This window comes from Streptomyces resistomycificus (genome assembly GCF_001514265.1).
Taxonomy (GTDB): domain Bacteria; phylum Actinomycetota; class Actinomycetes; order Streptomycetales; family Streptomycetaceae; genus Streptomyces; species Streptomyces resistomycificus.
The window spans coordinates 1-12,397 of the sequence record NZ_KQ949004.1 but is presented as its reverse complement, the minus strand read 5'-3'; the positions used below and the strand labels follow the sequence as shown (position 1 = coordinate 12,397).

The following is a 12,397-nucleotide window of genomic DNA, read 5'->3' as shown; positions in this document are numbered from 1 at the left end:
CGTGAGGCCACCGTCCGTCACGCCGACGCGGTCACGCGTCCCCGCGGGCCGTGGCCAGGAGTTCCTCCGCGTGGGCCCGGGCCGTCTGCGAGTCCTCCTGCCCGGCCAGCATCCGGGACAGCTCCCTGACCCGCTCCTCGCCTTCCAGCACCTTCACGCCGGACCGGGTCACGGAACCGTCGTTGGTCTTCTCCACCAGCAACTGCCGGTCGGCGAAGGCGGCGACCTGCGGCAGGTGGGTCACGACGACCACCTGCGCGGTCTTCGCGAGCCGCGCCAGCCTGCGCCCGATCTCCACCGCCGCCTTGCCACCGACGCCGGCGTCGACCTCGTCGAAGAGGTACGTCGGCACGGGGTCGGTCCCCGCGAAGACCACCTCCACCGCCAGCATCACGCGCGACAGCTCACCCCCGGACGCGCCCTTGGCGATGGGGCGGGGCGGGGCACCCGGGTGCGGGGCCAGCAGCAGCTCGACCTCGTCGACACCGGCCGGTCCGTACGCGACCGTACGCCCGCCGACCTCGACGCCCTCGGGGTCCTCGGTCTGGCGGATGTCGAAGGACACGCGCGCGTGCGGCATGGCCAGCGAGGCCAACTCGGCGGTCACGGCCGCCGCGAACCGCTCGGCGGCCTCCGTCCGCGCGTCCGTCAACGCCTGCGCCAGTCCGCCCAGCTCGTCGCGCAACGCGTCCCGTTCGGCGGTCAGCTCGCCGATCCGCTCGTCGTCGCCGTCCAGCTCGGTGAGCCGTGCGGCACTGTGCTCGGCCCAGGACAGCACGGCGGCGACGTCCTCGCCGTACTTCCGGGTCAGGGCGGTCAGCGCGGCCCGCCGTTCCTCCACCGCGGCCAGCCGCAGCGGGTCGGCGTCGAGGTCGTCGGCGTACCCGGCGAGCTCCCCCGCCACGTCGCCGAGCAGGATGCCGAGCTCCCCGATCCGGTCGGCGAGCGCGGCCAGCGCCGGGTCGTAGGACCGCACGGCGTCCAGCGCCCGCTGCGCGCCCGCGACGAGCGTGGCGGCGTCGATGCCCTCGGGATCCTCCGGGTTGCCGGCGACGGCGGCGTGAGCGGCCGTGGCTGCGGACGACAGGGCCTCCGCGTGCCCGAGCCGCTCCGCCTCCTCCGCCAGCTCGACGTCCTCACCGGCGCGCGGCTCGACGCCGGCGATCTCGTCGAGGCCGTAACGCAGCATGTCGGCCTCCTGGGCCCGCTCACGCGCACGCGTGGTGATCTCGTCGAGCTCGACGCAGACGGCCCGCAGCCGCCGGTAGGCCTCGGTGTACTTGGCCGCCGGCACGGCGACCGCGTCGCCCGCGTACCGGTCGAGCGCCTGCCGCTGCCGGGACAGCTTCAGCAGCCCCTGCTGGTCGGTCTGCCCGTGTACGGCCACGAGGTCGTCGGCCAGCTCGGCGAGCAACCCCACGGGCACGCTCCGCCCGCCCAGGTGCGCCCGGGAGCGCCCTTCGGCGGAAACGGTCCGGCTGATCAACAGCGAACCGTCGTCGAGCTCCGCCCCGGCCTCCTCGGCCCGTACGACGGCCGAGGCACCGGCGGACACACTGATCCGCCCCTCCACGACCGCCTTCTCCGCCCCGATCCGCACGAGCGCCGCGTCGGCGCGCCCGCCGAGCAACAGACCCAGGCTGGTGACCACCATGGTCTTGCCCGCGCCCGTCTCACCCGTGACGGCCGTGAAGCCGGGCGACAGCTCGACGACCGCGTCGTCGATGACTCCGAGCGACCGTATCCGCATCTCCTCCAACACGGACACGACCTTACGAGGTCAGGGAGGGGAAGTGCGACGGCCCCCGGCTCTGACATGTGAAGGTGCAGGTAACGAATGCGCACACCCGGAACTTGTCACCCAGGCGAGTGGAGGCCCCGAGGGGGCGCACCCCCTAGTGCGGCGCGCCCCGCCACCCGGAAACCGGCAGCGCGAACTTCGCGACCAGCCGATCCGTGAACGAGGCGTGGTGCAGCCGCGCCAGCCGCACCGGCACGGCCCCCCGCCGCACCTCCACCCGGGCGCCCGGCGGCAGCTCCACGGTCCGCCGCCCGTCGCACCACAGGACCCCCGGCGGGATGTGAGGCAGCACCTCGACCGCGAGCACGGAGTCCGGCGAGGTCACCAACGGCTTGGCGAACAACGCGTGCGCGCTGATCGGCACCATCAACAGCGCCTCGACCTCGGGCCACACCACCGGCCCACCCGCCGAGAAGGCGTACGCGGTCGACCCGGTCGGAGTCGACAGCACGATCCCGTCACACCCGAACCCCGTGACCGGCCGCCCGTCGATCTCCAGGACGACCTCGAGCAGCTTCTCGGCGGAGACCTTCTGCACGGCCGCCTCGTTGAGCGCCCAGTCGGTGTGCACGATGTCGCCGTTGCGATGCACGACGACGTCGACGGTCATCCGTTCCTCGACCTCGTACGCCCTTGTCGCCACCCGCTCGACAACCTTGTCGAGATCGTCCCGCTCGGCCTCCGCGAGGAAGCCCACGCGTCCCAGGTTGACGCCCAGCATGGGCACACCGGACGCCCGCGCGAACTCGGCGCCGCGAAGCAGCGTCCCGTCGCCGCCCAGCACGATCAGCAGCTCGCACCCGTCGAGGCACTGCGGAGTGGCCTCCTTGACCAGCTCCACCTCCGCCGGCAGCGGCAGGTCCATCGCCTCCGCCTCCAGGACGCGTACGCCGATGCCCTCGCGCAGCAGCCCCTTCACCACCAGCTCGGCGCTGCGGATCGCCGCGGGCCTCCCGGTGTGGGCGAGCAGGAAAACAGTACGAGCTCGGTTCTGGCTCAACGCGGCCCCTCCGCCACTGCACGGTCAACGTCGGCCGGGTCCAGTGCGGGTGCACCCGACCGCAGCCACAGAAAGTACTCGACATTCCCGGACGGGCCGGGCAGCGGACTGGCCGTGACCCCCCGCACGCCGAGCCCCAGTTCCCACGCCCGCCGGCCCACCGCGCTCACCGCGTCGGCGCGCAGCTGCGGGCTCCGCACGACTCCCCCGCTGCCCAGCCGCTCCTTCCCCACCTCGAACTGCGGCTTGACCATCATCACCAGATCGGCATCCGGCTTCACGCACCGCACCAGGGCGGGCAGTACCAGGCCGAGCGGGATGAAGGACAGATCCCCCACGACAAGATCCACAGGCTCCCCATCGATCGCTTCGAGCGTCAACTCGCGTACGTTCGTACGGTCCTTGACGGTGACGCGTTCATCGCTCTGAAGAGACCACGCGAGTTGCCCGTACCCGACGTCCACCGCGACGACGTGCGCGGCCCCCGATCGCAGCAGGACGTCGGTGAAGCCCCCGGTGGACGCGCCCGCGTCCAGGGCCCGCCGCCCCTCGACCACGAGTCCCTCCGGCACGAACGCCTTCAGGGCGCCGGCGAGCTTGTGGCCGCCGCGCGAGACGTAGTCGGGATCGCTGTCGTCGGCGACGACCACGATCGCCGCCGCGGTCTCCACCTGCGTGGCGGGCTTGGTCGCGACGGTCTTGCCGACGGTGACCCGCCCGGCCGCGATCAGCTGGCTGGCGTGCTCACGCGAGCGCGCGAGCTTGCGGCGGACCAGCTCCGCGTCGAGACGGCGGCGTGCGACTCCAGCCACGTTCGGTTCAGCTCCTGTTCCCGTAAGGCGAGGGGGGCGCCGGAGGACCCGGGCGGGCGTCGAGCGCGGTGAGCGCGTCACGCAGCCCCCGGTGTACATCCTCGTACACCTCCACGTGGCCGTCGGTGGCGAGGTGGTCGGCGTCGCCGAGTCGCTCCAGCTGGGCGTCCACCTCGGCGTTGCCGGTGGGGGTGCGGGGCACGTGCAGCGGGGCGGGAGCCGCGGGGTCGTGCCCGGTCTCCGTCACCGTGTCCTGCGGTGCCTCGTTCTCCGGCACTGTGTCGCTCATGCCCAGACGCTACCTCGAACCGCTGCGGTACCGTCGACCGCGATGGCCACGATCGAGGAGTGCCGCGCCGCACTCGAGAAGCTCTCCGACACCATGCAGAACGCCGGGGGGGACGCCCGTACCGCGGCGGCCCTGGACCGCTCGGTGAGCTGCCGTATCACCGACCTGGACGTCACCTTCGTCGGCCGGATGACCGGCGGCCGGATCGTGGTGACGGACACCGTGCAGGGCCCGCCGCCCGAGAAGGCCCAGATCAGACTGGCGATGGCCGGCGACGACCTGGTGGCTCTGGTCGACGGCGAGCTGAACTTCGCCAAGGCCTGGGGCTCGGGCCGGGTGAAGCTCGAGGCGGGGCTACGGGACCTGCTCCACCTCAGGAAGCTTCTGTAGCCGCCACCTTCTCGAGGTCGGTCCTGGTTTGCGTGCGTGCCTTGCGCGCGGCCGGGACCACCAGCGGCGTGCCCGTCTCCGGGTCGTCGATGACCTGGCAGCGCAGCCCGAAGACCTCCTCGACCAGCTCGGCCGTGACGATGTCGCCGGGAGCGCCCTCGGCGATGATCCTCCCGCCCTTGAGCGCGACCAGGTGCGTGGCGTACCGGGCGGCGTGGTTGAGGTCGTGCAGCACGGCGACCAGCGTGCGGCCCTGCTCCTCGTGGAGTTCGGCGCACAGGTCGAGGACGTCGATCTGGTGCTGGATGTCGAGGTAGGTCGTCGGCTCGTCGAGCAGCAGCAACGGGGTCTGCTGGGCGAGGGCCATGGCGATCCACACGCGCTGGCGCTGACCGCCTGACAGCTCGTCGACGTACCGTTCGGCCAGTTCGGCGACGCCGGTCTGGGTCATGGACTCCTGGACGACCCGCTCGTCCTCGGTGGACCACTGGCGCAGGATGCCCTGGTGCGGGTACCGGCCGCGGCCTACGAGGTCGGCGACGGTGATGCCGTCGGGCGCGATCGACGACTGCGGGAGCAGCCCGAGGGTGCGCGCGACCTTCTTCGCCGGCATCGACTGGATGGCCTGACCGTCGAGCAGCACCCGGCCCTGGCTCGGCTTCAGCATCCGCGACAGCGCCCGCAGCAGCGTGGACTTGCCACACGCGTTCGGGCCGACGATCACCGTGAAGGAGTTGTCGGGTATCTCGACCGACAACTCCTCGGCGATGACCCGCTGGTCGTAGGCGAGGGTCACGTTCTCGGCGGACAGGCGGTTCACAGTGCTCCTTCGGGTGTTCTCGTTCGCCGTGCCGCGCTTCTCGGGCAGGGGTTCCTTCTGCGGGCTCATATCCGGCCCGCCTTGCGCTCGGTGACCAGCAGCCAGAGCAGGTAGACGCCGCCCAGGACACCGGTGACCACGCCCACGGGCAGCTGGCCGGCACCGAAGGTGCGTTGCGAGACCCAGTCGGCGGTGACCAGGAGCGCGGCACCCATGCACAGGGACGGCAGCAGGTTGGGGCCGGGCGAGCGGGTCAGGCGGCGGGCCAGCTGGGGCGCGGTGAGCGCCACGAAGCTGACCGGGCCGGCGGCCGCGGTGGCGGTCGCGGTGAGCAGGACGGCGGCGATCATCAGCAGCAGCCGCACGCGCTCGACGCGCACTCCGAGGGCGTACGACACGTCGTCGCCCATCTCCATCATCCGCAGCCCGCGCGCGTTGGCGAGGACGAGCGGTACGAGCACCGCGCACAGGCCGAGCAGCGGCCAGACCTGCTCCCAGTCGCGGCCGTCGAGCGAGCCGGTCATCCAGACGACCGCACGGGCGGCGTCGATGATGTCGGACACCGTGAGCAGATAGCCGTTGACCGCCGTGACGATCGCGGAGACACCGATACCGACCAGGACCAGTCGGTAGCCGTGCACACCCCTCTTCCAGGCGAGCAGATAGATGGCGAACCCGGTCGCCAGACCGCCCGCGAGCGCACCGAGGGTGACCTGGGTGGCGCTGCCGGAGAAGAGCACGATCATCACGAGCGCGCCGGCCGTGGCGCCCTGGCCGAGCCCGAGCACGTCGGGACTGCCCAGCGGATTGCGGGAGATGGCCTGGAACAGGGCTCCGCCGAGCCCCAGCGAGGCGCCCACCAGGAGCCCCACCAGGACCCGCGGCAGCCGCAGCTCGTTGACGATGAACTCCTGACCCGCGTTGCCGTCCCCGAGAAGCGTCTTCAGCACGTCGGCGGCCGGGATCGGGAAGTCGCCGGTGCCGATCAGCACGACGCTCGCGGTGAGCGCGGCCAGCAGGAGCAGGGCGACGACGGCGACGGCACGGACGTCCAGACGGAGCGAGAGCCCACCCGGGGTCCTGAGGGAACGGATGGAACGGATGGAACGGATGGAACGGATGGAACGGTTGGTCCTCACAGCTGCGCCGTCCTCCGCCGTCGTACGAGATAGATGAAGACCGGGCCACCGATGATCGCGGTGATGATGCCGACCTGGAGCTCCGCGGGCCGGGCGACGACCCGGCCGATGACGTCGGCGCCGAGCAGCAGCACGGGCGACAGGATGGTCGCGTAGGGCAGGATCCAGCGCAGGTCGGGGCCGGTGAACGACCGCACGACGTGCGGGACCATCAGCCCGACGAACACGATCGGCCCGCACGCGGCGGTCGCCGCACCGCACAGCACCGTCGCGGAGAGCATGGCCAGCGCCCGGGTTCGGTTGAGGTTGGCGCCGAGGGCCTTGGCGGTGTCGTCGCCCATCTCCATGGCGTTCAGCGGCCGGGCGAGCGTGAGAGCGAGGACGGTGCCCACCGCGAGGAACGGCAGCACCTGGAGGATGGCCGCGTTACTCGCCGAGGCCAGCGAACCGACGGTCCAGAAGCGCATCCTGGCCAGCGCCGCGTCGTCCATGATCATCACAGCTTGGAGATAGCCGTAGAGCGCGGCACTGATCGCGGTTCCGGCCAGCGCGAGCCGCACCGGTGTCGCCCCCCGGCTGCCGCCGAGGAACCAGACCAGCGCCCCGACCGCGGCCGCGCCGGCGAACGCGAACCAGACATAGCCGCTCAGCGAGGTGACGCCGAAGAAGGTGATGGCCGTGACGACCGCGGCGGACGCGCCGGCGTTGATGCCGAGCAGTCCGGGGTCGGCCAGCGGATTGCGGGTGAGCGCCTGGAGCACCGCCCCGGAGAGTCCGAGCGCGGCACCGGCCAGCAGCCCCAGCACCGTCCGCGACAACCGGTCGGCGACCACGACGTCGCCGTACGTCCCCGAGTCCTGGAACAGGCCGTGCCACACCTGCCCCATGGACAGCGCCTTCGCTCCGATCGCGATACTCGCCAGGGCGACGAGCACCAGGATCACCACGGAGACGAGCAGGCCGAACGCTCGTATCGCCCGGCGGGTCGGGGGCGCGGGGGCGGTCTCCGCGCGCTGTTCGGGAGGACTGTCTACCAACACGCGGTTAGGTTAGCCTACCCTCGCAATCAGCCACGATCCCGTGGCCGCCCACGCGCGCGCTCACGGCTGCGAGCGCCACCCCGGCGAGCGCCACCCCGGCGAGCGTGACCCCGACGCTCGGACGGACCGCCGCCGATCACAGACCCAGCCGTGCCAGCGCCTTCCCGGAATCCAGCTCGCACACACCTTCGCCGGCCGCCGTCCAGGCGGCGGCGCACAGCGCGCGCAACCCGTCCAGGGCCTCGCCCTCACCGTCGAGTTCCAGCCGCTCGGCGCCGGCCCGAGCCGTCCAACCACCGCACCTGAACCCCGTACCCTCCTCGGTGACCTCCGGCTGCCCGGTGAGCATCCCGCGCAGATCGGCGTCGACGTAGGTCGGCCGGTGCTGCGGCGGAGCGGCGAGCAACTGCGCGCCGTCGGTCACCCCCGTCAGGACGAGCAGCGAGTCCACCTTCCCGTTGAACGCGCCCTCGATGTCGGTGTCCAGCCGGTCTCCGACCACCAACGGCCGCTCGGCGCCGGTGCGCAGGATCGTCTCCCGGTGCATGGGCGGCAGCGGCTTGCCCGCGACCTGCGGCTCGGCGCCCGTGGCGATCCGCACGACCTGCACCGCCGCCCCGTTGCCCGGCGCGATGCCGCGCGCGCTGGGGATCGTCAGGTCGGTGTTGGACGCGAACCACGGCAGCCCGCGCGCGATGGCGTAGGACGCCTCGGCGAAACGTCCCCAGGGCAGGTCCGGACCGCCGTACCCCTGCACCACCGCCACCGGGTCGTCGTCCGCCGACTCCACCGGCTCCAGGCCGCGTTCGCGCAGCGCCACCCGCAGCCCCTCCCCGCCGATCACCAGTACGCGCGCCCCCGCGGGCACCTGATCGGCGATCAGCCGGGCGACCGCCTGCGCGGAGGTGATGACGTCGGACGCCTCCGTCGGTATGCCCAGCTCGGTGAGGTGCTCGGCAACGGCGTCGGGGGTCCGCAGCGCGTTGTTGGTGACGTACGCGAGATGCATGCCGCCGGTCCGTGCGGTGGCGAGTGACTCCACGGCGTGCGCGATCGCGTTCCCTCCCGCGTACACCACCCCGTCCAGGTCGAGCAGCGCCGTGTCGTACGCCTCGCTCAGGGCCTGCCTGCTGCCCTCGGGCCTCGTCGTGACGGCCTGGCTCATTACGCATCGCTCCTCGTTCGACGGCTTTCCCCCGATCATCCCCCATGCCACCGACACCCGTACGATGCCGGGATGAACACAGCAGGTCACTCGGAAGCAACGGCGCGCCGAGGCCTGGAACTCACCCCGTTCCGAGGCCTTCGTTACGACCCCGACCGGGTCGGCAGTCTGGCCGCCGTGACCTCTCCGCCGTACGACGTCGTCGTCCGCCCCGACGGCCTGCACCATCTCCAGGACGCCGACCCGCACAACATCGTCCGGCTGATCCTCCCCCAGTCCGCCACCCCCGCCGAGCGCAACGAACAGGCGGCCAGGACCCTGCGCCGCTGGCTGTCCGAGGGCGTCCTGACCACCGACCGCGAACCGGGCCTGTACGTCTACGAGCAGTGCGACGGCGACGGAATGCTCCAGCGGGGCATCATCGGCGCCCTGCACCTGTCGGAGCCGTCGGAGGGCGTGGTCCTGCCCCACGAGGACGTCATGCCCCACGTCGTGGCCGACCGGGCTGACCTGATGCGCGCCACCTCCGCGAACCTCGAGCCGCTGCTCCTGACCTATCGCGGCAACGGCTCCGGCTCCGCGACGGCCGAGGTCGTCGAGCGCACCGCCGCCCGGCCGCCGCTGCTCGCCACGACCACGGAGGACGGCTTCCGCCACCGCCTGTGGTCGGTCACCGACCCCGCGGACCTGGTCCGGATCCGCTCCGACCTGGCCCACCACCAGGCCCTGATCGCCGACGGCCACCACCGCTGGGCCACCTACCGGCGGCTGCGCGCGGAGCACCCCTCTCCCAGCCCGTGGGACTACGGCCTGGTCCTCCTCGTCGACACGGCCCGCTATCCGCTGCGCGTCCGCGCCATCCACCGTCTCCTGCACGACCTGCCGGTAGCCGAGGCCCTGGCGCCCTTGGAGGGCCTCTTCCGCGTCCGCCGCCTGGACGTCCCCCTGGCGGAGGCCCTGAACGCCCTCGCCGACGCGGCCTGCGCGGGCAACGCCTTCCTTCTGGCCGGCGACGGCGCCTTCCACCTCGTCGACCGCCCGGACCCTGCCCTGCTGGCCCGCACCGTCCCCGCCGACCGCCCGACGGCCTGGCGGACCCTGGACGCGACGGTCCTGCACGCCACTCTCCTCGACCACGTCTGGCACATCCCCGAGGACTCCCCCGCCCACGTCGCCTACATCCACGACACGGCCGCCACGGTCGAGAAGGCGGAACGCGACGGCGGTACGGCCGTCCTGATGCACCCGGTCCGCGAGGAGGTCGTACGCGACCTCGCCCGCCAGGGCGTCACGATGCCCCGCAAGTCGACGTCGTTCGGCCCGAAGCCGGCCTCGGGCCTGGTGCTGCGCGCGCTGGACGTGTGACATACGAAAGGGCGGGACCCCTTGCCGGGGTCCCGCCCTTCACTCGTGGACGTGGGTGGACGTCAGTGGACGTCAGTCCTTGTCGTCTTCCTTGTCACCCGAGACGTCGGCGGCCTCAGCCTCGGCGTCGACATCCGAGCTCTCGTCGACATCGGAGCTCTCGTCGGCGTCGGTGCTCTGAGCGGCATCGCCGACGGAAGCGGGCTCGTCGAGGGGCTCGACGTCGTCCACGCCCTCGTTGTCGCCGTCGCTCTCGCCGTCGCTCTCGTTCTCGTCGAAGGCGTCGACGAACTCGACCCCGTCCAGCTCGGCGAGCCGGTCCGACGCGTCCGTGCTGCCGTCCTTGTCGGCCTCCACCGCCTTGGCGAACCACTCCCGCGCCTCGCCCTCCCGACCGGCCGCCAGCAGCGCGTCGGCGTAGGCGTAACGCAGTCGCGCGGTCCACGGCTGTACGGAGTTGGACGCCAGCTCGGGGCTCTGCAGCGTCACGATGGCCGCGTCGAGCTGCTCCATGTCGCGCCGGGCACCGGCCGCGACGAGCCGCATCTCGACCTGTCCGGCCTTGTCGAGCTTGTGCACCTCGGGTGCTCCGGCCATGTCCAGCGCCTTCTCCGGCCGCCCGAGCCCACGCTCGCAGTCGGCCATGACGGGCCAGAGGTCGATGTTGCCGGTCATCCGGCGCGCGGCCCGGAACTCCGCGAGCGCCTCGCTGTACTTCTGGTTCGCGTACGCCGCGAACCCGGCCGCCTCACGGACCGCCGCGACACGTGAAGCCAGCCGCAGGGCCACCTTCGAGTAGCCGTACGCGCCCTCGGGGTCCTCGTCGATGAGCCGGGCAACCATCACCAGGTTCTTGGCGACGTCCTCGGCAAGACCCTTCGGCAGGCTCTGCAGCTCCTGCCGTACGTCCTTGTCGATCTCGTCACCCGTGACGTCCTCCGGGATCGGCAGCCGCCTGATCGGCTCCCGGTCGCGCTCACGCTCGTCCCGGAAACGCCCTCCACCACGCCGGTCGTCACCGCCGCGCCGGTCGTCACGGTCCCGGAACCCGCCGGGTCGTCCACCACGGTCGTCACGACGGGGCCCACGGGGGCCGCCACGGTCGTCCCGCCCACGGAACCCACCGCGCTCACCGCCACGATCGCCCCGGCTGTCGTCCCGCCGGTCATCGCGACGGAAGCCGCCCCGGTCACCACGCTCGTCACCCCGACGGTCGTCGCGCCGGTCATCACGCCCACGGAACCCACCGCGGTCGCCACCACGATCGCCCCGGCTGTCGTCCCGCCGGTCATCACGCCGGAAGCCGCCCCGGTCATCGCTGCGGAAGCCGCCGCGGTCACGGTCGTCACGCCGGTCATCGCGACGGAAGCCGCCACGGTCCCCTCCGTCACGACGGTCACCCTGGCGGTCGTCACGGCGGTCGTCGCGGCGGAAGCCGCCCCGGTCATCACTCCGCCGGTCGTCGCGCCGCTCGAAACCGCCTCGGTTGTCGTCGCGACGGAAGCCGCCACCACGGTTGTCGTCACGGCGGAAGCCGCCGGGCCGGTTGTCGTCACGGCGGAAGCCGCCACCACGATTGTCGTCCCGACGCTCTCCGCGGTCGTCACGACGGAAGGGCGGCCGGTCACCACCACGGTCGTCACGACGGAAGCCACGGTCACGGTCGTCACGGCGCGGACCGGTCGGACGGTCGTCACGGCGCGGACCGGTCGGACGGTCGTCACGGCGCGGACCGGCGGGACGGTCGTCGCGACGCGGACCGCTCGGACGGTCGTCGCGACGGAACGCCGGACGAGGCCCACGGTCACCATCTCGACGGTCATCCCGGCGATCGTCGCGCCTACCGCCGTACCCGCCGCCGCGGTTGTCGTCACGGCGGAAAGCGGGCCGGTCACCACCACGGTCGTCACGGCGCGGCCCAGCGGGACGGTCATCACGACGCGGCCCTGACGGACGGTCGTCACGCCGGCCACCGCCGTATCCACCGCGGTTGTCGTCGCGACGGAAGCCGCCGCGGTCACCACGGTCACCGCTGTCACGGCGGTCGTCGCGACGGCCAAAGCCCCCGCGGTCGTTGCCCCCGCGGTCGTTGCCGCCACGCTCGTTGTCACGGCGGTCGTTGTCACGGCGGAAGCCGCCACGGTCTCCGCGGTATCCGCCTCGGTCACCACGGTCGTTACGGTCCCCGCGGTCACCACTGTCCCGTCGCCGCTGGTCGCGCTCCGGTCGATCGTCGGGAGAGTTGGTGGACATCGGTGACTCCTGTCTTCGGTACTGCAAGTCATTCTCGCGCAGCCGAGTACCCGGCGCGCTCCGGAAAAACAAAAGGACCCCTGGCCCCAGCTGAACGCTGGTGACCAGGGGTCCTTCCAAAAATTGTTCGGCGGCGTCCTACTCTCCCACAGGGTCCCCCCTGCAGTACCATCGGCGCTGTAAGGCTTAGCTTCCGGGTTCGGAATGTAACCGGGCGTTTCCCTCACGCTATAACCACCGAAACCCTATTGGTTTCGAGCGAACAAGCACACTTTTCAGTTGGTGTTCTGCTCTAAGCCGGCAACAGTCGTTGCCTCAGAACT

At 72.0% G+C, this 12,397-nt stretch carries 12 protein-coding genes and 1 rRNA gene; 2 read left to right on the top strand and 11 right to left on the bottom strand.

Annotated elements, in window-relative coordinates:
- Nucleotides 1–31: 31 nt before the first annotated feature.
- The 4 genes from recN to AQJ84_RS35905 all read right to left on the bottom strand — a co-directional run bounded on the left by recN (nucleotide 32) and on the right by AQJ84_RS35905 (nucleotide 3,902).
- Entirely contained in the window at nucleotides 32–1,750 is a 1,719-nt protein-coding gene (gene recN, locus AQJ84_RS35920) for a DNA repair protein RecN (RefSeq protein WP_053190190.1), read from the bottom strand.
- A gap of 145 nt (nucleotides 1,751–1,895) precedes the next feature.
- Entirely contained in the window at nucleotides 1,896–2,801 is a 906-nt protein-coding gene (locus tag AQJ84_RS35915; protein ID WP_030041347.1) for an NAD kinase, read from the bottom strand.
- Nucleotides 2,798–3,613 carry a TlyA family RNA methyltransferase gene (locus AQJ84_RS35910; protein ID WP_030041346.1) on the bottom strand — a complete coding sequence of 272 codons (816 nt, stop codon included), beginning with the start codon at nucleotides 3,611–3,613 and terminating at the stop codon, nucleotides 2,798–2,800. Before AQJ84_RS35910 ends, AQJ84_RS35915 begins: the two co-directional genes overlap by 4 nt.
- Before the next feature lie 7 nt (nucleotides 3,614–3,620).
- Complete coding sequence (locus AQJ84_RS35905) at nucleotides 3,621–3,902, bottom strand: hypothetical protein (protein ID WP_030041345.1); 282 nt, start codon at nucleotides 3,900–3,902, stop codon at nucleotides 3,621–3,623.
- A gap of 42 nt (nucleotides 3,903–3,944) precedes the next feature.
- On the opposite strand from AQJ84_RS35905, the gene AQJ84_RS35900 reads away from it, so the two are divergent.
- Entirely contained in the window at nucleotides 3,945–4,292 is a 348-nt protein-coding gene (locus tag AQJ84_RS35900; protein ID WP_030041344.1) for an SCP2 sterol-binding domain-containing protein, read from the top strand.
- Here AQJ84_RS35900 and AQJ84_RS35895 read toward each other — a convergent pair.
- The 4 genes from AQJ84_RS35895 to AQJ84_RS35880 all read right to left on the bottom strand — a co-directional run bounded on the left by AQJ84_RS35895 (nucleotide 4,276) and on the right by AQJ84_RS35880 (nucleotide 8,456).
- On the bottom strand, nucleotides 4,276–5,181 hold the full coding sequence (locus tag AQJ84_RS35895; protein ID WP_030041343.1) for an ABC transporter ATP-binding protein: 906 nt from the start codon (nucleotides 5,179–5,181) through the stop codon (nucleotides 4,276–4,278). The genes AQJ84_RS35900 and AQJ84_RS35895 overlap by 17 nt on opposite strands.
- Nucleotides 5,178–6,251: a FecCD family ABC transporter permease gene (locus AQJ84_RS35890; protein ID WP_225889244.1), complete on the bottom strand. Its 1,074-nt coding sequence runs from the start codon at nucleotides 6,249–6,251 to the stop codon at nucleotides 5,178–5,180. Before AQJ84_RS35890 ends, AQJ84_RS35895 begins: the two co-directional genes overlap by 4 nt.
- Nucleotides 6,248–7,291, bottom strand: a complete 1,044-nt coding sequence (locus AQJ84_RS35885) for a FecCD family ABC transporter permease (RefSeq protein WP_030041341.1) — start codon at nucleotides 7,289–7,291, stop codon at nucleotides 6,248–6,250. The genes AQJ84_RS35890 and AQJ84_RS35885 overlap by 4 nt, the downstream gene beginning before the upstream one ends.
- Before the next feature lie 136 nt (nucleotides 7,292–7,427).
- Nucleotides 7,428–8,456 (bottom strand): HAD hydrolase-like protein, encoded by a 1,029-nt coding sequence (locus AQJ84_RS35880; RefSeq protein WP_030041340.1) that lies wholly within the window; start codon nucleotides 8,454–8,456, stop codon nucleotides 7,428–7,430.
- A 72-nt stretch (nucleotides 8,457–8,528) separates the two neighbouring features.
- Here AQJ84_RS35880 and AQJ84_RS35875 point away from each other — a divergent pair, with 72 nt between their 5' ends.
- The gene (locus AQJ84_RS35875; RefSeq protein ID WP_053190191.1) at nucleotides 8,529–9,821 is read left to right on the top strand and encodes a DUF1015 domain-containing protein; all 1,293 of its coding nucleotides are present in this window, start codon (nucleotides 8,529–8,531) and stop codon (nucleotides 9,819–9,821) included.
- A 72-nt stretch (nucleotides 9,822–9,893) separates the two neighbouring features.
- On the opposite strand, the gene AQJ84_RS35870 is transcribed toward AQJ84_RS35875, so the two are convergent.
- The 3 genes from AQJ84_RS35870 to rrf all read right to left on the bottom strand — a co-directional run bounded on the left by AQJ84_RS35870 (nucleotide 9,894) and on the right by rrf (nucleotide 12,316).
- Complete coding sequence (locus AQJ84_RS35870) at nucleotides 9,894–10,781, bottom strand: MSCRAMM family adhesin SdrC (protein WP_225877297.1); 888 nt, start codon at nucleotides 10,779–10,781, stop codon at nucleotides 9,894–9,896.
- Nucleotides 10,664–11,785, bottom strand: a complete 1,122-nt coding sequence (locus AQJ84_RS43300; protein ID WP_169807756.1) for a hypothetical protein — start codon at nucleotides 11,783–11,785, stop codon at nucleotides 10,664–10,666. Before AQJ84_RS43300 ends, AQJ84_RS35870 begins: the two co-directional genes overlap by 118 nt.
- Nucleotides 11,786–12,199: 414 nt before the next feature.
- A 5S ribosomal RNA gene (gene rrf, locus AQJ84_RS35865) occupies nucleotides 12,200–12,316 on the bottom strand.
- Between the last annotated feature and the right edge of the window lie 81 nt (nucleotides 12,317–12,397).